This window comes from Nisaea denitrificans DSM 18348 (assembly GCF_000426505.1).
In the GTDB taxonomy this organism is placed as follows: Bacteria; Pseudomonadota; Alphaproteobacteria; order Thalassobaculales; family Thalassobaculaceae; genus Nisaea; species Nisaea denitrificans.
This window is the reverse complement of sequence record NZ_AUFM01000011.1, coordinates 1381518-1405066: the sequence shown is the minus strand read 5'-3', so window position 1 is coordinate 1405066 and position 23549 is coordinate 1381518. Positions and strand designations below refer to the sequence as shown.

Annotated in this window: 23 protein-coding genes; 16 read left to right on the top strand and 7 right to left on the bottom strand. The window is 59.8% G+C overall.

All coding sequences use genetic code 11. From position 1 onward, the window contains the following. The first annotated feature begins 93 nt into the window (after nucleotides 1-93). The 5 genes from K328_RS0107575 to K328_RS0107555 all read left to right on the top strand — a co-directional run bounded on the left by K328_RS0107575 (nucleotide 94) and on the right by K328_RS0107555 (nucleotide 5753). Nucleotides 94-1335, top strand: a complete 1242-nt coding sequence (locus K328_RS0107575) for a hydantoinase/carbamoylase family amidase (RefSeq protein ID WP_028465466.1) — start codon at nucleotides 94-96, stop codon at nucleotides 1333-1335. Next, entirely contained in the window at nucleotides 1332-2126 is a 795-nt protein-coding gene (locus K328_RS0107570; RefSeq protein ID WP_028465465.1) for a 2-keto-4-pentenoate hydratase, read from the top strand. The genes K328_RS0107575 and K328_RS0107570 overlap by 4 nt, the downstream gene beginning before the upstream one ends. A gap of 209 nt (nucleotides 2127-2335) precedes the next feature. Beyond that, a complete protein-coding gene (locus K328_RS0107565) occupies nucleotides 2336-3046 on the top strand; it encodes an alpha/beta fold hydrolase (protein WP_028465464.1) in 711 nt (236 codons plus the stop codon). Nucleotides 3047-3264: 218 nt separating this feature from the next. After that, nucleotides 3265-4956 (top strand): sensor domain-containing protein, encoded by a 1692-nt coding sequence (locus tag K328_RS0107560; RefSeq protein WP_028465463.1) that lies wholly within the window; start codon nucleotides 3265-3267, stop codon nucleotides 4954-4956. A gap of 74 nt (nucleotides 4957-5030) precedes the next feature. Continuing rightward, on the top strand, nucleotides 5031-5753 hold the full coding sequence (locus K328_RS0107555; RefSeq protein WP_028465462.1) for a hypothetical protein: 723 nt from the start codon (nucleotides 5031-5033) through the stop codon (nucleotides 5751-5753). A gap of 78 nt (nucleotides 5754-5831) precedes the next feature. Here K328_RS0107555 and K328_RS0107550 read toward each other — a convergent pair whose 3' ends face one another. Further along, on the bottom strand, nucleotides 5832-7034 hold the full coding sequence (locus K328_RS0107550; protein ID WP_028465461.1) for a pentapeptide repeat-containing protein: 1203 nt from the start codon (nucleotides 7032-7034) through the stop codon (nucleotides 5832-5834). 150 nt (nucleotides 7035-7184) lie between these two features. On the opposite strand from K328_RS0107550, the gene K328_RS0107545 reads away from it, so the two are divergent. After that, a complete protein-coding gene (locus tag K328_RS0107545; protein WP_028465460.1) occupies nucleotides 7185-7868 on the top strand; it encodes a 3-oxoacid CoA-transferase subunit A in 684 nt (227 codons plus the stop codon). A 40-nt stretch (nucleotides 7869-7908) separates the two neighbouring features. Here the strand turns inward: K328_RS0107545 and K328_RS0107540 are convergent, their stop codons facing one another. Further along, nucleotides 7909-9117: a pyridoxal-phosphate-dependent aminotransferase family protein gene (locus K328_RS0107540; protein WP_028465459.1), complete on the bottom strand. Its 1209-nt coding sequence runs from the start codon at nucleotides 9115-9117 to the stop codon at nucleotides 7909-7911. A 225-nt stretch (nucleotides 9118-9342) separates the two neighbouring features. On the opposite strand from K328_RS0107540, the gene K328_RS0107535 reads away from it, so the two are divergent. The 7 genes from K328_RS0107535 (at nucleotide 9343) to K328_RS22960 (ending at nucleotide 16443) form a co-directional block, all read left to right on the top strand. Then, the gene (locus tag K328_RS0107535; protein WP_281169427.1) at nucleotides 9343-10047 is read left to right on the top strand and encodes a 3-oxoacid CoA-transferase subunit B; all 705 of its coding nucleotides are present in this window, start codon (nucleotides 9343-9345) and stop codon (nucleotides 10045-10047) included. Between the two features lie 113 nt (nucleotides 10048-10160). Next, a complete protein-coding gene (locus tag K328_RS22970; RefSeq protein ID WP_036553230.1) occupies nucleotides 10161-10643 on the top strand; it encodes a GNAT family N-acetyltransferase in 483 nt (160 codons plus the stop codon). Between the two features lie 68 nt (nucleotides 10644-10711). Continuing rightward, nucleotides 10712-12436: an L-arabinonate dehydratase gene (gene araD, locus K328_RS0107525; protein WP_028465457.1), complete on the top strand. Its 1725-nt coding sequence runs from the start codon at nucleotides 10712-10714 to the stop codon at nucleotides 12434-12436. 187 nt (nucleotides 12437-12623) lie between these two features. Continuing rightward, entirely contained in the window at nucleotides 12624-13589 is a 966-nt protein-coding gene (locus tag K328_RS0107520) for a TAXI family TRAP transporter solute-binding subunit (protein ID WP_028465456.1), read from the top strand. Between the two features lie 74 nt (nucleotides 13590-13663). Next, nucleotides 13664-15685, top strand: a complete 2022-nt coding sequence (locus tag K328_RS22965) for a TRAP transporter permease (RefSeq protein ID WP_169721186.1) — start codon at nucleotides 13664-13666, stop codon at nucleotides 15683-15685. Nucleotides 15686-15695: 10 nt separating this feature from the next. Then, nucleotides 15696-15920: a hypothetical protein gene (locus K328_RS0107510; RefSeq protein ID WP_028465455.1), complete on the top strand. Its 225-nt coding sequence runs from the start codon at nucleotides 15696-15698 to the stop codon at nucleotides 15918-15920. Between the two features lie 64 nt (nucleotides 15921-15984). Continuing rightward, nucleotides 15985-16443: an acyl-CoA thioesterase gene (locus tag K328_RS22960; RefSeq protein WP_051284622.1), complete on the top strand. Its 459-nt coding sequence runs from the start codon at nucleotides 15985-15987 to the stop codon at nucleotides 16441-16443. A 4-nt stretch (nucleotides 16444-16447) separates the two neighbouring features. Here K328_RS22960 and K328_RS0107500 read toward each other — a convergent pair whose 3' ends face one another. Further along, a complete protein-coding gene (locus tag K328_RS0107500) occupies nucleotides 16448-17467 on the bottom strand; it encodes a permease (RefSeq protein WP_028465454.1) in 1020 nt (339 codons plus the stop codon). A gap of 102 nt (nucleotides 17468-17569) precedes the next feature. Here K328_RS0107500 and K328_RS0107495 point away from each other — a divergent pair, with 102 nt between their 5' ends. Further along, complete coding sequence (locus tag K328_RS0107495; protein WP_028465453.1) at nucleotides 17570-18424, top strand: LysR substrate-binding domain-containing protein; 855 nt, start codon at nucleotides 17570-17572, stop codon at nucleotides 18422-18424. 10 nt (nucleotides 18425-18434) lie between these two features. Here the strand turns inward: K328_RS0107495 and K328_RS0107490 are convergent, their stop codons facing one another. Both K328_RS0107490 and K328_RS0107485 read right to left on the bottom strand, forming a co-directional pair. Then, complete coding sequence (locus tag K328_RS0107490; protein WP_245577422.1) at nucleotides 18435-19379, bottom strand: 2-hydroxyacid dehydrogenase; 945 nt, start codon at nucleotides 19377-19379, stop codon at nucleotides 18435-18437. Between the two features lie 53 nt (nucleotides 19380-19432). Beyond that, complete coding sequence (locus K328_RS0107485) at nucleotides 19433-19975, bottom strand: DUF924 family protein (protein ID WP_028465451.1); 543 nt, start codon at nucleotides 19973-19975, stop codon at nucleotides 19433-19435. A 158-nt stretch (nucleotides 19976-20133) separates the two neighbouring features. Between K328_RS0107485 and K328_RS0107480 the strand changes: the two genes are divergently transcribed. Together K328_RS0107480 and K328_RS0107475 are read left to right on the top strand one after the other, a co-directional pair. Further along, entirely contained in the window at nucleotides 20134-20751 is a 618-nt protein-coding gene (locus K328_RS0107480) for a hypothetical protein (RefSeq protein WP_028465450.1), read from the top strand. 107 nt (nucleotides 20752-20858) lie between these two features. After that, nucleotides 20859-21446 (top strand): hypothetical protein, encoded by a 588-nt coding sequence (locus K328_RS0107475; RefSeq protein WP_028465449.1) that lies wholly within the window; start codon nucleotides 20859-20861, stop codon nucleotides 21444-21446. 37 nt (nucleotides 21447-21483) lie between these two features. Here the strand turns inward: K328_RS0107475 and K328_RS26300 are convergent, their stop codons facing one another. Further along, nucleotides 21484-21711, bottom strand: coding sequence for a hypothetical protein (locus K328_RS26300; RefSeq protein WP_084608149.1), 228 nt, complete (start codon nucleotides 21709-21711; stop codon nucleotides 21484-21486). Between the two features lie 8 nt (nucleotides 21712-21719). Then, entirely contained in the window at nucleotides 21720-23510 is a 1791-nt protein-coding gene (locus K328_RS0107470; protein WP_028465448.1) for an acyl-CoA dehydrogenase, read from the bottom strand. Between the last annotated feature and the right edge of the window lie 39 nt (nucleotides 23511-23549).

Below are 23549 nucleotides of genomic sequence, written 5' to 3'. Positions count from 1 at the left end.
GCGAGGGGCCAGGAAGGGTCCCGTTCAGGTTATCGGGGTTATGTCCGGCGGCTTAGATCTTTAGGATGCCCGCTGATTTTCCAAGAGGGACCGATGCCTAGAATTAATGCCGAGCGTTTGCTGAACGATCTGAAAACCCTGCGCTCCATTGGAGCAGTCGAAACGGGGGTGGTCAGGCCTGCCTTGAGCGAGAAGGATATGGAGGCGCGGCGCTGGCTGAAAAAGCGGTTCGAAGATGCCGGTCTCGATACCACTCTGGACGGTGTCGCCAATGTACTCGGCCGGTCTCGCAAGAACGGCCCGGCCCTGATCGTCGGCTCTCACTCGGACACGCAGCCGCGCGGCGGTTGGCTGGACGGTGCGCTTGGCGTGATTTATGGGCTGGAGGTCGCGCGTGCGCTGGCGGAAGATCCGGAAACGTCCGATCTCGCTGTCGATGTGATTTCCTGGCAGGACGAGGAAAGCCGGTTTTATGGCTGCATCGGGTCCCGGTCATGGATTGGCACCCTCGATCCCGAAGTGGAGGCAAACGCGACTGACAGGGATGGTGTGAAGCTGACCGATGCGCTGAAGGATGCGGGGCTGACCGATGTTCCGCGCCTGCGGATGGAACAGGGCCGCTATGTCGGTTACCTCGAGGCGCATATCGAGCAGGGCGCCTGGCTGGAAGATGCGGGAGAACAGATCGGTGTCGTCACCGGCATCGTCGGTATTCGCGGCATGACCCTGAAATTCGTCGGCGAGCAGAACCATGCCGGCACGACCACGATGGCGCGACGCAAGGATGCGGCAACGGCGCTTTTCCGGGTCGCCAGCCGCATCCACGAGGAATTTCCGAAACATGCCAAGCCGACCACGGTCTGGACGCTCGGACGCGTAGAGATCGAGCCCGGAGCGGCGTCGATTGTGCCGGGCTATGCCGAACTCACCCTGCAATTCCGGGACAGCGAAGAGGCGTTGCTCGACAAGTTCGAGGAAATCGTCGCGGAGCTGATCGCCGAAGTGAATGCGGAGGGCCGCATCAAGGCGAGTGCCGAGCGCTCCCGCACGCCGGTCCCGCCATGTGACATGGATGAAAGCTTCCAGGACCATCTGGCGGCTGCTGCAGAGAAGACGTCTCCGGGAAAATGGCGGCGGATGCCGAGTGCGGCCGGACACGATCCGATGGTACTGAGCGAAGCGCTGCCCTGTGCCATGTTGTTTATTCCGTCCATCGGCGGCATCAGCCACGATTTCGCCGAGGACAGTCATGAGGAAGACATTGTCGCCGGGTGCCAGGTGCTCGCCGATGCGGCTGCGTCCATCCTCAAAACCTCCCAGAAGGAGACATCATGACCTCAGCCGAAAACACGGCGCGCGCTGTCGAGATTCTCGCGGCGGCGCGCCTCGGCGGTGGACCGACGGACCGTCTTCCCGACGCGCTTATGCCGGAGACGGTCGCGGACGGATACGAATTGCAGAACCAGCTGAACGCGCATCTTACACAGGCGGGGTTCGGGCCGGTGGTCGGTCACAAGATCGGCTGTACCACCAAGGTGATGCAGGACTATATGAAGATCAGCGAGCCATGTGCCGGCGAGGTTTTCGCCACCATGGAGTTTCATGAGCGCGCGGATGTTCAGATAGAGCTCTATCACCGGATCGGTATCGAGGTCGAAATCGGGGTCCTGCTCTTGCACGATCTGGTCAAGGACGAGGCGTTTACGCGGGAGACGGTCGGCGGTTACGTCGAGGCGGTCCTGCCCGCGGTCGAACTTGTTGACGACCGCTACGTCGATTACCCGTCCTTGCCGGTCCCGATGCTCGTGGCGGACAATTTCTTCAATTCCGGAGCGGTTCTCGGAGCGCCGGTACTGAACTGGCAGCATCTCGACCTCGCGGCCATCACGGGTAATCTCTATATCGACGGCGACGAAGCCGGAGCCGGTGTTGGGGCCGATATACTCGGCCATCCGTTCGAAGCCCTCGCCTGGCTGGCAAATCTGCGTTGCAAGCAGGGGCGTCCGCTCAAGGCCGGAGAATTTGTGCTTCTGGGCAGTATCGTCAAGACAGTGCATTTTGACGAGCCGGCCAAATGTGTCGCGGATCTTGGCGAACTCGGCCGCATTGAGGTGAATTTTATCTGACTGAGGCGGATGGATCGCTTCGGACCGCGCGATTCGTGCATCCTTCGCGGTTATTGAAATTTCATCATATGAACTTGTTTCCCGATGAAACACGCCAGAAGCCTTACAGCGCTTGTCGGACACACCTGCTGGTGTCACCATCCAGTGGCGCCGCACGACCATGAAAACTGTGTGGTCTTGGCGAACGATAGTTCTGGAATGGCTTGGTTATGGCAACTTTCGTACTGGTTCACGGAGCATGGCATGGTGGCTGGTGTTGGCGGCGGGTCGCCGACCGGCTCCGCGCTGCAGGACATGATGTTTATACGCCAACCCTGACGGGACTTGCCGACCGCTCGCATCTGCTGTCTCCGTCGGTCAGGCTCCAGACCCATATTCTAGATGTCGCCAACCTGTTGTCCTGGGAGGATCTGGAGTCCGTGATCCTGTGCGGGCATTCCTATGGCGGCATGGTGATCACCGGCGCCGCGGACCGGGAAGCATCCAGGATCAAATCGCTTGTCTATGTCGATGCCTTTGTCCCTTCGGACGGGGAGAGCGCAATGGACTCGCGCCCGCCCGAGCGGGTCAAGCTGGCCTTCGAGCAAATCAGGTCTGTCGGCGATGGATGGTGGATGCCGCCGACCCCGGCTGCGTCGTTTCGTGTGAACGAGGCGGATCAGGCGTGGGTCGATGCGAAATGCACGAATTTCCCGATTTCCTGTTTTACCCAGCCGGTCCGGCTGACGGGCGCAGTGGATAGTATTTCCAGCAAGTACTATGTCCGGGCAGGCGGGTATAAAGCCCCGCAGTTCGACGCCTGTGTCGAGAAACTGAGCGGCAATCCGGACTGGGATGTGAGAAGCCTGCCTTGCGGACATGACATCATGGTCGATATGCCCGATGAGCTTACCGCTGTGCTGGAAGAAGCTTGTCGGTAACGATTCCGGTGTCAGCCACGCACCATGAGGCGCCGTCATCGGAAACGCCGCTGAGCGCGAAAATCGTTACCTCTGAAGACTCAGCGCCAAAGAAAGTTAAGTGCGTTTACCGTTTCTTAGGTTCACGGAGGCTACACCTTTAAATTGACGGTTTGCGACAGTTCAAGCTGTTTTCGCTGGCTTGATTATTAAGCTTGCATAGGTTCCTGGACCAATTGATGAGTGACACAGATATCGCTGACCAGTTCAGTTCGTTCGACGCGTTGCACGATAGCGTGTTTCTGATCGATCAAGGCGGTCTTGTCGTTGCGGCAAACACGTCTGCGCTCGAAACGCTTGGGTTGCCGGCAAGGAAGCTGATCGGCAGCCCTTTCGCGAATTATTTTCCGGATTGCGACATGCTTGTTCCCGGCGGTGACGGGGACGTTATCGAGATCAGCGGGCGCTGCAGCGATGGATCCGGCTTGTTGCTTGAAGGCCGTTCTTCCGTTGTCTACCGCAATGCCCGCAGATGTTGTCTTCTGGTTTTGCGGGATCGGCACAGCAGGGTTTCTCTGGAAGAAAAACTTGTTTGGGCTGCATTTAACGATCCGGCAACCAGATTGCCCAACCTGGTCGGATTCTGTACCCGGATTGGACAACGCGTCCTTTCTCGTGAGTTTCCGCTCGACGGTACGGCAATGGTGATTGCGATCTCCTTGGGCCGCCTCGGTTTTTTTGCGGGCACGCTCGGCGAAGCAACGCGTTCACGGATTGTCAGGGAAGCGGGGGACCGACTGGGCCGCCTGGAGGCGGTCTCTGAAATTGCTCTGCTAGACGATTCAACCTTAGGTGTTGTGGTCTCGATCGAAGGCGAGGCTGACGATCTCGCGGGGCTGGTCGAAAAGCTGCGACACTGCGTCGAGGTCAGTTATTCACCGAGCGAAAACGCTGCGCGCATCGTTCCGCATTTCGGAATAAGCCGGATCACCGATCCGGGGCTCGATCCTGAGGATGTTGTGCGCAAGGCCCGTTTCGCCCTGAATGCAGCAATGCAGAAAGCGATAGGCAGCACAGAGATCTACGAGGACGAGACTCACCGTGAGGCGGTTCGGAACCTGGTTGTCGAGCATGATCTCCGGCGTGCGGTTTCCGAGCGTAAGGAGGAGTTCTGGCTGGCCTACCAGCCGAAGGTGGATTGTCAGACCGGAGAGATTTCGGGACTTGAGGCGCTGATCCGTTGGAACCATCCGAAGCGCGGTCTCGTTGGCCCAAGTGAATTTTTGCCGATTGCGGACCAGGCGGGTATTGCACCGGACCTGACATTCATTGTGCTCGAACGGCTTGTCGCGCAGATCAAGGAATGGCAAGCGGCGGGGCTTAAGACCGTTCCGGTCGCCTTTAATATCGGTGCGGAGGATGTTCGCGAGAACCGGCTGGTGCCGTTTCTGTCGAACCTTCTTCGCGATGCGGGGGTCGCGCCAAGCGCGCTTGAGTGCGAACTGACCGAGACGAGTATTGTTGCCGACATCCGGGCGGCGAAAAAGCTTTTCGATGAACTTGTTAAAATGGGCGTGCCGACAGCTGTCGATGATTTTGGCACCGGTTACTCCTCCCTTGTCCACATCACCGATTTGCCGGTCAGCGTTGTGAAGATCGACCGGTCATTCGTGCAAACGATGGAGACGAGCAAAGGCAGCAATGCAATCGTCCAGGCTATCGTTGCGATGACAAAGGCCATGGGCGCTGTCTGTGTCGCAGAAGGTGTCGAAACGAATAAGCAACTTGCCGATATTCAAATGCACGGGTGCGATCTGGCTCAAGGTTACCTGTTCGATAAGCCTTTGACGCCGGAGGCTGTTGAAGTCCGGCTGCGTGAATTGCACTCCTACCGCAACCAGATCGATCAAGACATGGCGATCCTTGTTTGAGATCTCCGATATGGCCCTCGGTTTCCTGCAAGCTCATCTGACTATAGCTCTTCAAATAGTGAGGGAGCGCTCCTGTGTCTGAGGGTGAAAGTCAAAAGCAGGATGAAAAGCCGTCAGAGGCAGACGGTCAAGCGCCGAGCACTCCGCTGGCGGGGGGGGACGGAAAACCTGCGCCTAAAAAAACAGCGTCCCCAAAAAATGCGCCGGCGCCGGCCCGGATTGCCGGGCTTGATTTCAAGTACTTTCTTTGGCTGGCAACCATTGCGGCAGCTATTCTTGCTTCCGTAAGTATGTTGATGGCCCTCGGGCTCTTCATACTGAATTTCATCTGCGATCTGGTTTTTGGGTTCCCTCTCGTCGGCAGCGCAAATTACATGGGTATGATGCGCGTGACGGGCGTATTCACCGGTATGTCCGTGCTAACCCATCTGTTCCGGTTGCGCATGGTGGCGGTGGAAAATTCGATCCATGCCGTTCCGTTTCCCGATGAGATTGTTGCATCGCCAAATACGGGCGACCCGAGAGTCGATAAGTTCGAGTGTCTGGGGCGAGTCCTGATCAATGTTTACGATACCGAGGTTGCAGATCTTATTCTCGCGAACCGGGAGCGGATTAAAGAAGCGCTTTCTGCTGCGCTTACACTGGCTGTCAGCGATCCGGTCTCACGCTATTCGAAAGAAAAGATCGAACATACGCTGCGGATGGGGCTTGGCGGCCTGCTGCCGCTCAAGAGCGTTTCCACCGTGAACCTTTCGGAGCTTCGCCACAGAGTTCGGTCCAGCCGACCGCAGAATTGACGGTGGCGGATTCTCTGTAGATTTCCGCGTGGAATTCGATGTGAGCTAGCTCGACGTGAACCGGCTCGGGGGCTTGCCTCAGGATGCGATCCGAGGATCGTCCATCAGGACGTCATCCGGATTGAGCGGCCCAAGCAAAGTGTTCTCGAGGTTCGTCGCCCGCAGATTTGTTTTCTGGACGCGGCCGGCTTTTGAGCCGTCGCTTGAGCTGATCGGCGCGGGTTGGATGATTGTGTCCGTCAGGTCTGCACGGCGCAGATTACATCCCCACAAGCAGGCTCCGGAAAGATTACAGCCTCGCAGACTCGCCATCTCGAAATCTGAGTTGGTGAGATTTGCCAGGATCAGCATGGAGCCGTTGAATTGAGCGCCGCGGAAACTCACGCCGCGCATTTGAGCACCGCTGAGATTGAGGTTTCTCAAGTCCGCATTATCGAGATTGGCGCCGTCAAGATCTGCTCGGGCGCCGCGGGCGCCACCGGTCGAGACCCAGAAATCATGCTCGATGAGCTGGCGATGCAGTTCCACGGACATCGGGTCCATGGCCGCGTGCAACCGGGCACTCGCCATATCGACCCCGGATAGGTCTGTGTCCTTGATTCGGGCCCCAATCATATTAGCGCCCTGAATTTTCGCATTTTTGAGGGTGGCGCCGCTTAGGTCGGCCCCGGTCGCGATGGACTGGCTCAGGTCAGCAGCGTCAAGAGCTGCACCCACGAGTTTTGCGTTTCGCAGGGTGGCTCCGGACAGTTTTGCATTGGAAAGATTGCTGCGCTCCAGGTTCGCGCCGGAGAGATCGGCGTTTTCCAGGATGGCCCCAGACAGGTCCGCTCTCTCCAAATTGGCATGATGCAGCTTTGCATGAGAGAGATTGAGCGGCGTTGTATCACTTTCGGTTCCGGACCATTTGGTCTCTGTCAACCGCCCCCGGGTGCGGGACAGATTTGCGCCACGCATGTCCGCGTCGGTGAAATCGACAGAAGCAATGACTGCCGACGTGAAATTGGTTTTTTCCAATTTCGCGCCACGGAAGTTCGCGGACATCAGGTCGGCGCCGGTCAAATCGGCTCCAGACAGGTCGGCTCCTTCAAGGTTTGCACCCTGAAGATTGGCGCCGCGCATCACGACGTTCCGCATTTTCTTGCTGCGGAAGTCGCTGCCAAACAGGTTGGTTCCCGAAAGATCTGCGGGCTTTCCGCACGCTGGATCATCCAGCCACAGCATGTGCTGGTGCAGGGTGTGTTCCAGCGACGCTTTCGAGATGTAATTGAGTGAGCTCATGCTCGCCATACTACAGGATGCTGTTTAAGGGTTCGTTAAAGACTGATGCTAACCAGGGGCTTGGGGTCAATAATCGAGGCTGGACGGAGCCGCACGGCATCGGCATAAAGGCTCTTCGATTATCCAATTGAAATACATAAGGGGTCGGGTGTGGCGATTAACAAGATCGTTGAGGCGCGCGCTGATGCGGTGTCCGGTGTGAAGGATGGAAGTACGGTCCTGATTTCCGGATTTGGTGCTGCTGGCGTGCCGACGGACCTTATCCACGCGCTGCTTGATCAGGGTGCCCGTGATCTGACGGTGGTCTCGAACAATGCCGGGACCGGAGATCGGGGCCTTGCGGCTCTCCTGAAAGAGGGCCGGGTGCGCCGGATCGTCTGCTCTTATCCGCGTTCAGCAGGCTCGGTCGCTTTCGATGAGCTTTATGCTGCCGGAAAGATCGAACTGGAACTGGTCCCGCAGGGTACACTGAGCGAGCGCATGCGCGCTGCCGGTGCTGGAATTGCCGCATTCTACACGCCGACCAGCGTCGGAACTCAGCTTGCCGAGGGTAAGGAAGTCCGCGAGATCGACGGGCGGGAATACGTGCTGGAGTATGCTCTGAAAGGCGACGTGGCGCTCGTTCAGGCTGAGAAGGCTGACCGTTGGGGCAACCTGATTTATAACAAGTCTGCCCGGAATTTCGGTCCGGTCATGGCCACTGCGGCCGAGCTCACCATCGTTGAAGCACGCCAAATCGTTGAGCTGGGCGAAATCGATCCTGAGATTGTTGTGACGCCGGGGGTTTTCGTCGACCGGGTGTTCCGCGTACCGGCAGTCGCCGCGGCCGCCTGAAGGCGGCCGGGCTCCGGTTGGCGGGTCTGGGCGCGCAGGCTCAGGCCTTACCGCCGCGTTTGCGGCATTCCACCAGATACTCGATGGCCTTGGTCACCCCGCCCGGCGTGTAAGGGATGTCGAGATAGGCGAAGGTGGCTTCGACACTCGCCAGCGCTCCGTAAAGCATCGGCTCGTTCATATCGCCCATATGGCCGATACGGAACGCCTTGCCGCTGAGATTGCGCAAGCCGCCGCCGAGTGCGCACTGCAATTCATCACGGCAGACATCCCGGATCTGCGTGCCGTCGATGCCTTCCTTGAGCAGGATGGTGGTCACGCCGTCCGCGCGCTGATCCGGATTGATCGCGTTCAGTTCCATGGCGCCGGCCTGGCCCCAATGCTCGACCGCCAGCCGGGTCGCCTGGGCCAGCCGCTTGTGCCGGGCAAAGACATTTTCCAGCCCTTCCTCAAGCAGCATGTCGAGTGCGGCCCGCAGGCCATAGAGCTGGGTCTGCGGGCTGGTGCCGCAGAAGGTCCGGTAGCTTTCTGAGGCGAGCCGCAGCGACCAGTCAAAGTAGCGCCGTTGTGACGTCGCTTTCTTGTGCACCTCAAGCGCTTTCGGAGAGGCGGCAACGAAACCGAGGCCCGGTGGCATCATCAGGCCCTTCTGGGAGGCGGCGACGGCAACGTCGACACCCCATTCATCCATTCGGAAATCGGTAACGGCGAGGGTCGGGATCGTATCGACCAGAAGCAGGGCCGGGTGCCCGGCATCGTCAATCGCCTTGCGGATCGCCGGGATGTCGCAGGTGACGCTGGTGGCGGTATCCGTCTGGATCACCAGGATGCCTTTGATCTCGTGGTTTTTATCGGCGGCGAGGCGGTCTCTGATCTTCGCCGGGTCGATGGCTTGGCGCCAGTCGCCCTTGATGGTTTCGGTGCGCATCTGCAGCGCTTCCGCCATCTCACCCCAGCCGGTCGAGAAATTGCCGAGTTCCGGCACAAGCAGCAAATCGCCTGGCGATAGGGTGTTGACCAGGGCTGCTTCCCAGGCACCATGTCCGTTGGTGGCATAGATGAAGATCTCGTGCTCGGTCTGGAAGATTTTTTTGAGATCCCGGAAACAGGTCTCGATCATGGCCAGCGCGACGGGATCGCCGAGATCCATCGGGTTCCGGACCATGGCCCGCAGAACCTGCTCTGGCACGTTGGTCGGGCCCGGGGTGTTGAGTAGGCTCCGACCGCGCTTGACGCTGTAACCAGACATATCCGTAGCTCCTGTTTCTCCGCGCCGGAACGCGGGTACAGCAAGTTTCACCCGGCAACAATCCGGCACTATCCACGTTTCTCTTTGGGTGATCCGTAAGGAATCCCGTCTATTCGGGACGTGCGAGCTGAGTTATATGGTCAGTCGCGCGAGGCGGCAACACTTCAAAAGCAGGAGTGGGGCGCTATTATACGGCATGATTTAATACGCAGCTGGAGCATCAGTATGGCCATGGAAGCGGCGTCACAGGATATCGCAGTGACGAAATTGACGCGGAATCAGGTCGCTTGGCGTGCCGCCAACGAGATTCCCGACGGAAGTTACGTCAATCTCGGGATCGGCTTGCCGACCACATGCGCGAACTTCATGCCTGAAGATCGCGAGATTGTTCTACATAGTGAAAATGGCATTCTCGGAGTAGGTCCGGCCCCGGAGCCGGGCACGGAAGACCCCGAGCTGATCAACGCATCGAAAGACCCGATCACCCTGGTTCCGGGCGGCTCCTTCTTCGTGCATTCCGATGCCTTCGTGATGATCCGTGGCGGTCATATCGATCTCGCATTGCTTGGCGCTTTCGAGATTTCCGAGACAGGCGACCTTGCGAACTGGACCACCGAGAATCCGAAATTCCCGCCCGGCGTCGGCGGCGCGATGGATCTGGCAGCCGGTGCCAAGCAGGTCTGGGTTCTGACCGACCATGTGACCCGCAAGGGTGAGCCGAAGATCGTCAAAAACTGCAGTTATCCGCTGACGGCGAAGCAGGTGGTGACGAAGATCTTCACGGATCTTGCCGTGATCGACGTGACGAACAACGGGCTGGTTGTCCGCGAAATGGTCGAGGGTCTGACCCTCGCGGGGCTTCAGGAGCTGACCGAGCCGAAACTCACCCTGGCGCCGGACTGCGGTATCATGTCCGCTCCCGCGCTCTAGTATTCGCGTGGGTCGACGTGAGCGCGTTGGTTGACTTGATCCGGCTCCCCGGCTTCACTGCCTCTCCGAATGCGGCAGGATCCGCGCAGCTATCCCGGGGATGTTCCTAAGTCATGGATGCAGTAGAAATTTTGCCGGCTCGCGCAAGTGACAGGGAAGGGCTGACCGACCTTGTGCGCGAGTTGAAAGATTTCGAGCGCTACCTGCATCAGGCGCGGCAGCCGGGCGACAGGGTCGCGGCGGAACATGTCGATTATCTGATCCATTCCGCGGAAGAGGGCGCCGGGGCCATCTTCATTGCCTGGGTTGGCGCCGATATCGCCGGTTTCGTCGCCGGTTGGATGGCGCTGGACCAGGACCCTTTGAATTTTCCGGAACTGGCCTCGCACGGCTATGTTTCCGATGTCTTCGTATTGCACCGTTGGCGCGGCAAGGACATTGCCCTGCAGCTTCTCGGGGCCATTGAAGATCATCTGAAAAATCAGGGAGCCCGACGGCTCCGTATCCATACGCTCGCGCGCAATGCTGCGGGACTCGCCGCTTACCGGGGGTTTGGCTTCGATCCAATGGAGCTCGTCCTGGAAAAACCACTCTAAAGAACACGCCGAAAAGGCGGACCCGGCCCGCCGCGGGCTTCATTCGGCGGAGATAATGGGAGGAATTCATGGCGCGCAAATCCTATGAGGAATTGCGGAGTTACCGCTGGTATGGGGTCGACGATCTGCGCTCGTTCGGGCACCGCTCCAGGGCAAAGCAGATGGGCTATGCCCGCGAGGACTGGGCCGGAAAGCCGGTCATCGCGATCATCAACACCTGGTCGGACATCAATCCCTGCCACACCCATTTTCGCGACCGCGCGGAAGAGGTGAAGCGGGGGGTCTGGCAGGCAGGCGGCTTCCCGGTCGAGATGCCGGCGATCTCTCTGTCAGAGCCGTTCCAGAAGCCGACGACCATGATGTACCGTAACCTTCTGGCGCTGGAGACGGAGGAGCTCCTGCGCTCCTATCCCTGCGACGGCGCGGTGCTGCTCGGCGGCTGCGACAAGACCACGCCGGCGCTTTTCATGGGCGCGGCCAGCATGAACATTCCGGCGCTTTTCGTGCCGGCGGGACCGATGCTGCGCGGTAACTGGCGCGGCAAGACACTCGGTTCCGGCAGCGATACCTGGAAATACTGGGCCGAGCTGCGTGCGGGAAACATCACCGAGGATGACTGGGAAGAGATCGAGGACGGCATCGCCCGGACCCCCGGCACCTGTATGACCATGGGCACGGCGGCGACTATGATGTGCGCCGCCGAGGCGCTTGGCCTGACGCTTGCCGACGCGGGTTCCATCCCGGCCGCCGACAGCAATCATGCCCGGATGGCGACCCGTTGCGGTCGCCGGATCGTCGACATGGTTTGGGAAGACGTCAAACCTTCCGACGTGTTCACCGAGAAGTCGTTCGAGAATGCGATCACCACGGTGATGGCGATGGGCGGCTCTACCAATGCAGTGGTCCATTTGATCGCCATGGCCGGGCGTCTCGGCGTTGAGCTTGATCTCGAGCGGTTTGATGAGATTTCCAAACGCACACCGTTCCTCGCCAATATCCGGCCGTCGGGTAAGTACCTGATGGAGGATTTTTTCTACGCGGGCGGACTCGCGGCGTTGCTGAACGAAATGAAGGACATCCTGCATCTCGACTGCATGACCGTGAATGGCAAAACTCTCGGCGAGAATATCGAAGGCAAGGACATCCACAATGAGGATGTCATCAGGCGGCGAAGCAACGCGCTTTCGGCAGAGGGCGGACTGGCCGTGTTGCGCGGCAACCTAGCGCCGGGTGGTGCGATCATCAAGCACATCGCCGCCGATCCGTCTCTGCATACGCATACCGGGCCGGCCGTAGTGTTCAAGGATTACAATGACATGGCGGCGCGGATCGACGATCCAGATCTGCCTGTGACGAAGGATTCGGTCCTCGTTCTGCAAAATGCCGGACCGCAGGGCGGACCCGGTATGCCGGAATGGGGCATGTTGCCAATCCCGAAAAAGCTGCTGGAGCAAGGCGTTCGCGACATGGTGCGGATCTCGGACGCGCGGATGAGCGGCACCAGCTACGGCACCTGCGTGTTGCACGTGGCGCCGGAAAGCTTTGTCGGCGGCCCTCTGGCTCTTGTCAGGGACGGTGACATGATTGCCCTCGATATTCCGGGGCGGACGCTGGAATTGCAGGTGGACGAGACGGAACTCGCGACCCGGAAAGCGGCATGGAAAGCTCCGGAAGCTAAGTTCGCGCGCGGTTTTGGGGCCATCTATGCGGCTCACATCACCCAGGCGGACAAGGGCTGTGACTTCGACGTGCTTGAAGGCACGGCACCGACGCCTGAGCCGGAAATTCATTAGAAGTACGCATATATTCCGGCGACATATTCGTAAATGTCGCCGTCATCTTTCCGTTAAAGAGGCAATCTCTTAAGCGCCCGGACTTGCACAGGACGCCCTTGTCCTGAACTATGGGCGCCGAGATTGCTTCCCTTCCTGGGGAGCGTCACGAAAGCGGCCACAAGGTCGCGCTCAATGGGAGGAAATTATGAAGCATGTCTTGAAGGCAGCGCTTGTCGCTGTCCCGTTGGCCTTTGCCGGCACTGCCGCAGACGCCGATACTTTTGTTCGCATGGTGTCCGGCCCGGCCGGCGGTTCCTGGTATCCGCTGGGTGCGAAAATCATGCAGGTACTCGGTGACGAAGTGCCCGGCATCTCGACGTCCAACACGTCCGGCGGCGGCATTTCCAACGTGAAGGCCGTCGATGGCGGCGATGCGGAAATCGGCTGGTCCTATGCTCACACGTCTTACAACGGCTTTGCCGGGCGCGGAAAATTCACTAAAAAACATGAAAATGTCCGCCACTTCGCAACGCTTTATCCGGCTACCTTCCAGGTAGCGGTGCGAGCCGATTCACCGATCAAGACCTTCGACGACATGAAGGCCGCCAATATCAGCCCGGGCAAGGCCGGCTGGACCGGTACGGCATTCGCTGAGTCGATCCTGAAGGCCTACGGCTTCGACTTCGCCAAAATCAAGGAAAACGGCGGTACGGTTCACTACGTGAGCTACACCGAGTCTGTTGCGCTGATGAAAGACGGCCACGTCGATGTCTTTATGGCGGCGACCTCGGTGCCGCAGGCCTCCTTCATTGAACTGCAGCACAGCCCGGGCATCCGTTTCATCGGCCTGTCTGACGACAAGTTGAAGCAGATCCTGAACGACAACCCGGGTTTCATCACAGGCTCAATTCCGAAGTCTGCATATGAAGGCCTGTCCAGCGACATCCCGTCCCTCGGTATCGTCACCAACATGGTGGTGAGCAAGGATCTGCCGGATGAAACCGTCTACCAGATGTGCAAGTCCTTCTGGAAAAACCATGCTGCCTTCGCCGAAGTGAAGAAGGTGTGGAACCGCGTGAAGGTGGAGAACGCTCTGGACGGCGCGGCCATCCCAGTCCATCCGGGTGCGCAGAAGTGCTACGACGAGCTTGGTGTGAAAACCGCCAGCTAAGTTAAGCTAACTCTTATGCATGGACCGGGGGGTCGCCCCGGTCCATGACCTTCTTTCAGAACATCGGACCGATCATGAGCGAATCCAGCCAGCCCGCGCCGGCAGGGCGCTTAGAGTACGATGAGGTCAAGGAATATTCTTTCCTTGAAGACCTTCTCGTCTCCCGGCGCGTGAACCTTGTCTATATCGTCACGCTCGTTTGCTGCACCATCAGCATCGCGCTGGCGCTATTCCACCTCTATGTTGCGCTGTATGGCACGCCGGAGGGACGGTCCTTCCGATCCATCCATTTGACGGTGATGCTGGCCTTGGCGGTTCTGGTCAATCCGCTCTTCCGTAAAAGCCACAAGGACCCGATCCTGCTGCCCGGAGATCCGCGTAATGTTTTGCGCGCTGCGGGCTTCGCCATCGATATGATCCTTGTCGGTTTCGTGATCGTGATTCAGGTTTGGACGCTTTTGGACATCGACGCTTTCCATATGCGTCTCGGCTCCAAGGAGCCTCTGGATATGTTCTTCGGCGCAATACTGATCGGGCTGGTGCTTGAGAGCACGCGTCGGGCCGTTGGTCTGGCCATGGTCTGCGTGACCGGGTTTTTCGTCGTGCACACGCTCTATTCGCACTATTTCTTCGGGATCTTCTATGGGCCGCCGACCCGGTTCTCGAAATACATCGATACCATGTTCATGAGCAGCAACGGCGTGTTCGGCATTCCGCTTTATGTGGCGTCGACCTATATCGTGCTCTTCATCGTCTTTGGCGCCATCCTGATCAGGTCGGGTGCCGGGCGCTTTTTCATCGACCTTGCGGTTGCTCTCACGGGACACCGTGTCGGCGGTCCGGCCAAGGCCGCGACCCTTTCGAGCGCTTTCATGGGAACCGTCTCCGGCTCCGCCGTCGCCAATGTGGTGACCACCGGGTCCTTCACCATTCCGCTGATGCAGAAGACCGGCTACCGCGGCCGTTTCGCCGCCGCCGTGGAGGCCTGTGCCTCGTCCGGCGGGCAGATCACGCCGCCGATCATGGGGGCTGCCGCCTTCATCATCGCGGAGAACCTGCAGGTCAGTTATTTCACGGTGATCATCGCCGCTGCCATTCCGGCCTTCCTGTATTTCGTCACCGTCTATTTCATGGTGCATCTGGAAGCCGAGAAGCACGGCATCCAGAGCATTCCGGTCGAGCGCCTGCCGCAGGCCTGGGAAGTGTTCAAGGGCGGCTGGCACCTGCTGTTGTCGCTTGCCATCCTGATCGCCTTCCTGATGGTCGGTTATACGCCGATGAAATCCGCCTTCTGGGGCATTCTCAGCCTGATCGCGCTCAGTTTCATCAACCCGCACACCCGGATGAGTCCCGTCGATATCCTCGCGGCTTTTGAATCCGGCGTACGGTCAACGGTAGCGGTATCGGTCGCCTGCGCCTGTGCGGGGATTATCATCGGCTCGATCTTCGCTTCCGGCTTCGGCCTGAAATTCACCCAGTCGGTGATCGAGCTGTCCGGCGGCAATCTTGCGTTGCTTCTGAGCATGACCGCAGTCGCCGCGATCCTGCTCGGCATGGGGATGACGACGACGGCCGTCTATATCACCGTCGCCGCGCTGATCGTGCCATCTCTGGAGAAGATCGGTGTGAATCCGATCGCGGCGCATATGTTCGCCTTCTACTTCGGTGTGGTCTCGACCATCACGCCTCCTGTGGCTCTGGCGGCCTTTGCGGGAGCTGCCATAGCCCGAACACCGCCTATGGCAACGGCGTTCGAGGCGACGAAAGTCGGGGTTGCGAAATACCTGGTGCCCTTTGCTTTCGTCTATAACCCATCGTTGCTGGTTGAGGGGCCGACCTGGATGACGCTCACTTCGACCGCGCTGGTGCTGTTCGGACTCTGGGTGCTTTCGTTTGGCCTCGAAGGCTGGTGCCGGGGGCGGATCGGACCGCTGCAACGCGCAGTGTTCCTGGTCTCGGCCCTGTTCCTGATGGTGCCGGTCACGGGTAGTCCGTTTGGTATCCCGGGTGTTCTCATCGTTGGCGTCGGGCTGGTTGCTTCCGGATCGATCTATGTCTGGCGGCGCGCTGTTCCCGCCGTTCAGCCAGCACGGTAGGAGATGTGAGATGAGTGAGATATTTCTCGGCAAGGCCCGGCACTGGCTGCTTTTCGTGGTCGTTGCTGTCTGCTTCTTCCTGACCGGCATTTATCACCTGCATGTCAGCCAATTTAACATTTTCGTCGGCATCACGATGGCGTTGGCGGTGTTGCTGGTTTTTTCGGTGATCCTCGATTACCGTCCGGGCGACCGCGTCACGCGCGAGGACCTGCCTGAATCCGACGGCGATTGAGCCGGACGGACACGAGCATCAGGGCCGCGCATTGTGCGCGGCCCTTTTTGTATGCGGGGACGGAATGAGTGATTTCGAAAGCTTCGACGAACGCGATGCCGATAGCTACAGCTACTGGATCGAGGAGAAAATCCGCTTCGCCGATCTGGATCCCGTCGGCCATGTGAACAACAACGCGATCGGAGTGTATCTGGAGTCCGCTCGTGTGATGCTGTTCGCGGATGCGGCCGGCGAAATGTATGGCGGGAACCGGGGTGGTTTCTCCTGGGTGGTGGCCCGGATCGAGGTCGATTACCTGAAGGAAATGCACTATCCGGGGCAGGTTCGCGTCGGCACCCGGATCGAGAAACTTGGGAACAGTTCTCTCATCATGCGTCAGGCCATACTGTTCAACGGCGAGGTCACCGGCCTGGCCCGTGTGGTCGGTGTCTGCTTCGACATGCAGGCCCGCAAATCAATGCCGATTCCCGACGATGTCAGAGCGGGTCTGATGAAGCTCGCCGGACCGACCGGCGTGGGCTGAAGCGTCAGATGACGGCATCGAAGGCCCACCCGGCGGCGAGCGAGCCGGTAAGGGCGACGATCAGGTAGAGTAGGAAGGGCTTCAGCTTCAGAACGGGCAGGATCGCCATCGCCCCGTAAATGCTGACGACACCGCCCGAGACCAGAAAGCCCATGGCCGCTCCTGGCGACATGCCATGGTCCAGCAGGGAGCGCGTCAGGGGCAGCGCGGCGAAGCCGTCGAGATAGAGCGGCCCGCCGATCAGCACTGCCAACGGTATCGACCACCAGTTGCCCAAGCCGACATAGGCGGAGAGGGCTTCCGGCGTCAGCATATAGCCGAGCAGATGCTCCATGGCGAAGGCCGGGATCAGACAGATCAGGATGAGGCGCGTCGTCGCCCGGATCTCACGATAGAAGCCCGTTCTGTTTTCTGTATCCTTCCAGATCGCAGGGGTGAAGCCGTTTGTCTGGCAGACCTGGCCGAGACTGCCGACGATTGAGTTGTCCCGTAATGCCGCCATGGCCCAGGGCTTGTGCGCCATCATTGCCGTCAGACTTCCCCCGGCCAGCCCGATACAGAAGGCGGCGAGCGTTTTACCGACAGCAAATTCGACACCGAGGGTGGCGGCGGTCGTAGCCAGCATGGCCGGGTCGGTGACCGGCGAGGAAAGCCAGAATGCCATGACCGGGGCGAGCGGGACGCCGCCGGCAAGCAGCCCGACCATCAGAGGCAAGACGGAGATGCCGCAGACCGGCGTGACTGCGCCTACCGCCGCCGCGGCCAGGATCGTGCGGTGCATATTGCCCCTGAAGATCTCGGATATTCGTCCGCTGGCGCCACTGGCCCGGACCCAGGCTGAAAGCAGCACGCCGGGAATGACGAGTGGGGAAACTTCCAGAAGGCTCCAGCCAACGAACTGAAATGTTTCCATGCTCAGGGACGGGAAAACCAGCGCAAGTCCGAGCAGGGACGCGAAGATTGCGCCAAACGTCCAGATGGTCCGGCGGCCCATGGTTGGCCTGGTGGATGCGCAATCGCTCAATGTCTCGTCTCCGGAAGGTGTCCAGGTCAGATTGCTGCTTGAGAAGGGTTTTGAAAAACGAATAATATTGAAAGCAGGTATTGGTTTTATCGATTGGTTTGTATGTCTCATCTCGATAGCGATCTGCTGCGGACTTTCCTCGCAATCAGTGATGCGGGAAGCTTTGTCGGCGGCGCGGCGCGGATCTACAGGTCCCAGTCCGCTGCCAGTACCCAGATCGCAAAGCTTGAAGCCCTGCTCGGGGCTGATGTGTTCGAACGTCACGGCCGTGGCGTGCGTCTGACGGCGACCGGCGAGAAACTGGAGCCGGTGGCGCGCGGTGTGGTGCGCCAGCTTGATGAAACCCTGGCGGATCTGACGGGGAGCGTGCTGACGGGGAAGCTGAGGGTAGGTATTCCCGACGATGATCGTGAAGGCCGGCTCTCACGTGTGGTGGCCGACTTCGCCCGGACATATCCCGGTGTCGAACTCAGCGTGCATTGTTCCTTCAGCGCGGTGTTCCCGAAGGCATTGGCGGAAGGTCAGCTGGACCTTGCGGTCCACGAAGTTGGCAGCGTCGGGCCCGGCATGGAGCAGCTCTGGGCCGAGCCAATCGGCTGGGCGGCGTCCCGTGCGCATTCCGTGCAGCAGGACGATCCGTTGCCGGTTGCTCTCTTCGACAGGGCCTGCTGGTGGCGGGACGTCGCAATTTCATCGTTGCGGGACAGCGGGCGGCGGTACCGTATCGTCTATTCCAGCGAAACCGCCGTTGGCGTGGCTGCGGCCATTCGTGCGGGGATTGCTGTGGGTGTCCTGAACCGCTCCGCGATCCATGACGACCTGGTCATGCTTTCGCCCGCTGACGGGTTTTCGGATCTACCGCCATCCTATCTGGTGATCGAGCGGGGAGAGGGCGGCAATCCGGAGCTGTGCGCTGCTATGAGCGACAGTCTGCGCCGCGCCTTCTCCCGCGCCTGATCAATAAGGCTCAGTTGACAGGCGTCAGCAGGTCCTCGCCTGCCAAGTGGGCTTTGATGTTGTCATAGACCAGCATGCCCATGGCCATGCGGGTGTCGTGCGTAGCGCTGGCGATGTGCGGGGTGAGCACCACGTTCTCTGTCATGCCGAACAGTTCTTCCGGCACATTCGGCTCGTCCGGGTAAACGTCGAGCCCGGCGGCGCCGAGACGGCCGTCCTTCAGGCAGGCGATCAGGGCATCCATATCAACGACAGAGCCGCGGGCGACATTCACCAGCAGGCCTTGCGGCCCAAGAGCTTGCAGCACTGCCTCGTTCACCAGATTGTTGGTGGCGGCACCGCCCGGCGTGATCACCACCATGATTTCCACGTCCTGGGCCATTTTCACCAGATCGGGGTAGTAGCGATAGGGCGCGTCCGGTTTCATGGACCGGTTGTGATAGGAAATGTCCATCTTGAACGCGGCGCAGCGATCGGCGATTTCGAGTCCGATGCGACCGAGACCAACGATACCGACCTTGGAGTGATGTACCTTGTTCACGAAAGGGTATTGCTTCTTCACCGGCCACTGTCCGGCGCGTACGAAGCGATCCGCGTCGACGATATGGCGGCGGGCGGAGATCAGCAGGCCCAGAGCGAGGTCAGCGACGCAATCGTTCAGCACGTCGGGCGTATTGGTGACCTTGATGCCCCGGCGGTTAGCATCCTCTATGTCGATGGCGTCGTAGCCAACACCGAAATTGGCGATCAGCTTGGCGTTCGGCACCTGGTCCAGCAGCGGCGGGTCGCACTTCATGAAGGTGGCGAAGGCAACGCATTTCTCACCGACCTCGGCCAGCATCTTTTTCGGGTCCGGCGCGCTGTACAGGTGGTGCGTGGTGGCGATCTCGTCCAGCCGGTCCATTGCCGGCTTGTAATAGGGGGCGGGGATCAGGACGTGAGGTTTATCTGCCACTGTATGTTTCCTTTTCTTGCGGCCTTGTCCTGGCCTGTCGGTGCCGGTTGGGATCAGAAAGAAGAGCCCGGTTGTTTCAGGAATTCCTGTTCAGCTTCGGTGCTTTCGCGTCCGAGAACGTCATTGCGGTGCGGAAAACGGCCGAAGCGGGCGATGATGTCGCGGTGGCGTACGGCGTAGTCAGTCAGCCTGTCGTCGCCGATAGCCTCGAACAGCGCGACACAGCGTTCCTGATCCTCAAGGTTCTCACTATGCTCAAATGGCAGGTAGAGAAAAGTCTTCTCACGGTCTGTAGATTCCCCGTCATAGCCGTCCACCAGAACCTTGATGGCGGCAGCACGCGCTTTCGCATCGGCGGCGAAAGCCTTGCCCGATCCGCGATGGATGTTCCGGGTAAACTGATCCAGCAACAGGATATAGGCGAGGGCGCCGCGCGGGGTTTCCAGCCAGTCTTCCAGTTTCCCTTCAGCCGCGGCCTCGACAAGCGCGCCGAAGCGTTCCCGGATCTGCCGGTCGAGCTCCGGATCTTTTTCGAACCATTGCTTTTCGGAGCATTCCTCGAACCAGAAGCTGTAAACCTGATCGATGTCGCGCATATTTCGGCCTCGGTTCCGTCCCGTTGAACCGGAACGATAAACCGGCGGTGCGGACAAGGTAAATGCGCTGGACTTCCGCTTTGCGGATATCCAAGTGGTGACAGGACGGAACCCGCCATGGGACAGTCGCCTGCCACCGGTCCAGACTTGGAGAGGACATGATCCGCCCCCTCAGTAAATGCTTTGCGTCCCTTATCGTTCTATTGCTCGTTGCCGGATGCGGCGCAACCGTTGTTCAGTCCCCGACCGGAGTGAGCGGAGGTGCCAAGAAACGCGTGCTGGCCTTTGCCGGAAAGCAGGGGCCGATGCTGCTCCAGGTTTCCGGTCAGCCGTTCCGGGAAGGCAAGGGGGAGACGGCGGCTGCTTCGGCGCGCATTCTTTCCGGCGTTTATTCCGAGGTGCCGCGCGGTTTCACGCTGAACCCGGCTGCTGCCGGGGCGCCGCAATTCAGGTTCAGGATTGCATTCGATCCGCCGGTCTCGACGACACCTGATCAGGTCTGCGCGGCGAGCTCGCAGAAACCGCTCAGCTATGACCGGCGCGATGCGCGGCAGACACTCTTCATGGTGTTTTGCCGGCAGGAAGTTTCGATCGCGGCGGTCAAGGCGCGATCGGACCGGATGACGTCACTGACGGACCCGAACTACCGCAATCTGCTGTTGCAGGCAGCGCGCGAAATGTTCCAGGCCGATGCGAATGATACTGGTAGCCTCGGTGTTCTCGAATTCGATCCGAAGCCCCGGATCAAGCTGAATCCGTTCGAAGGAATTTTCTAGAAATATCCGTTCTTCGGGCCGCGTCACTCTGCCTCGATTGATCGCTTTGCGGGAGCGCCCATATCTGAGTCACGCGCGCTTTTCAGGCGCTAAAAAGGGAGAGTGCTGTGGGACAGAAAATCACGTCGCGGATGATTGCAGTCGGTGCGGTTTTCACCGTTAGTCTGCTCGGTGGTTGCGTAACCTCGATGCACGGATATTCCGGTGTCGATAATGAGGGTAAGCGCGAGTATCTGACCTATGCGGCGTCGAAAACGCCTGTTTGCATGACCCTGTCCGGTGCAGCATTTGTGGACACTCTTGCCAAGGCGTCTGAGGTTACGGCTGCTGCGGCGGAGTATGCCTCCGGTGCGATCCTCGGCTCTTCGGCACGTTTCACCGCCGATTGCGCCAGCACAGCTCATCCGGAGTACCGGATCGTGATTTTGGCAAATGCTGCAATTGTCGGCTCACCCGATCAGCTGTGTGAAGAAGATGCGGTTCCGACGCGTCAAACCGTCGGTAAATTGCGGCTTGATGCGGCGTTTTGCGCCAAATCCGAGCCTCTCAGCACCGCGTGGTCTGAGGCGCCGGCCCCGGCGGGAGCCAGCGATCCGGTTTTCCGCCGGATGATCCGCACCATGATGAACGAGCTTTTCCCGATTGAACGGGACCGCGACAGGGATCGCGAGAATCTTCGCTTATCGAATTTTTAGTGGGTCCGTTACCGTAGCCCCGATGCCACATGGTCGCTTATTCGTTTCCGTACCATGAGACGCGGGCGGTAGCGTCCTTGTCGGCATCATGGGCAGACGCGTACCGCAAGCCGCTATAACCGCCAACGCCATACCAGCCACTGGCATCCTCCGGGTCTCGGCGAAATTCTTCAAACCCGAAACTACCGTCTTCCCGACGAAAAACATCGACGCAGAGCAGCCCGTCCGGGCTGTTCCTTGATGTGACGACCTGAGGCTTCTTCACCTCGCCGATCAGAACTGGTCCAGCGACATCGCCATCACGCTGTCGCCTGCGTCCGTGATCTGTGTCAGCAGGGCCGGGGCCTGGCTGAGGTGATAGTCGGCGAAGAACCGGGCGCTGATCAGCTTGCTCTCCAGGAAGGCCGCATTTCCGTTGGCGCTTTGCTTCTGTTCGGCTGCTGCCCTGACGCCGCGCGCCAGAAGCCAACCGGCACAGAGCAGGCCCATCAGGTTCTGGAAGGAGACGCCTCCCGAGGCGGCTTTGCCGGTATCGGCCGGGAAGGTCGTGACCAGCCATTGAACGGCGCTTTCCGCCGCCGCGAGTGCCGTGTCCATGTTCCGGACGATGGCGTGGGCGGACAGGTCGTCACTGGCGCGCAGCGGCTCCAGGTCGGCGCGGATATCGGCGAACAGTTCTGCTGCCGCTTCACCGCCGTCGCGGGCGACCTTGCGGCCAATCAGATCCATCGCCTGCACGCCGTTGGTGCCTTCATAGATCGTGGTGATCCGGGCATCGCGGTAATGCTGGGCGGCGCCGGTCTCCTCGATGAAACCCATGCCGCCATGAATCTGGATATTGGTTGAGGTGATGGCGAGGCCGGTGTCGGTACACCAGGACTTCACCACCGGGATCATCAGGTCGACCCGGCGCTGCGCGCGTGCCCTTGTATCCGGATCCTCTTCCCGGTTGGCCCGGTCGATCTCGGCGGCGGTGTAATAACAGAGACCGCGCATGCCCTCGATCTGGCTTTTCATGCCGAGCAGCATGCGCCGGACGTCCGGGTGCTGGATGATCGCGACCGGCCCGTCGCTGCCCTGGATGGCCCGGCTTTGCACCCTGTCGCGGGAAAAGGCGACAGCCTGCTGGTAGGCGCGTTCGGCAATGGCGAGCCCCTGCAGGCCGACGCCGAGACGGGCATTGTTCATCATCACGAACATGTATTCGATGCCGCGATTTTCTTCGCCGATCAGGTAGGCGGTAGCGCCTTCGTTGTCGCCATAGGACATCACGCAGGTCGGACTGGCATGAATGCCGAGCTTGTGTTCCAGGGAGACCGGCCGGACGTCGTTCCGGGCACCGAGGGAGCCGTCGTCATTGACCATGAATTTCGGCACGATGAAGAGGGAAAGTCCCTTGCTGCCGGGCGGCCCGTCAGGGGAGCGGGCGAGGACGAGATGGACGATATTGTCCGTCATGTCGTGGTCGCCCCAGGTGATGTAGATCTTCTGGCCTTTCAGAAGATAATGATCGCCCTTGCGCTCGGAGCGGGTACGGATTGCGCCCAGATCCGTGCCGGATTGCGGCTCGGTCAGGTTCATCGTTCCGGTCCATTCGCCGGAAACCAGTTTATGCAGGTATTTCTCTTTCTGCTCGGCGCTCGCATGCTTGGTCATGGCCTCGATGCCGGCTTGCGTCAGCAGCGGGCAGAGTGCGAAGGCGAGGTTGGAGCTGTTCCACATTTCCCAGACCGCCGTGGTCAGGGAAATCGGCAGGTTCTGGCCGCCGAACTCTTCCTCGAACGGCATGGCGTTCCAGCCGCCCTGCCAGAACTGGCTGTAGGCCTCGGCAAACCCGTTAACCGGCCGCACAACGCCGTTTTCCAGGTGCGCTTTTTCCTTGTCGCCAATCTCGTTCAGCGGGGCCAGGACATCGCGGGAAAACTTGCCCGCTTCTTCCAGAATCTGGTCCGTGAGTTCCTGATCGGTGCCCTCGAAACCGGGCAGCGCGGCAATCTTGTCGAAGCCGGCAATCTCGCGCAGCGTGAAGCGCATATCATCAAGCGGGGCAGAATAAACAGACATTGGTTTCCTCACACTTAATCGGACCAGGCTGTGGCACCC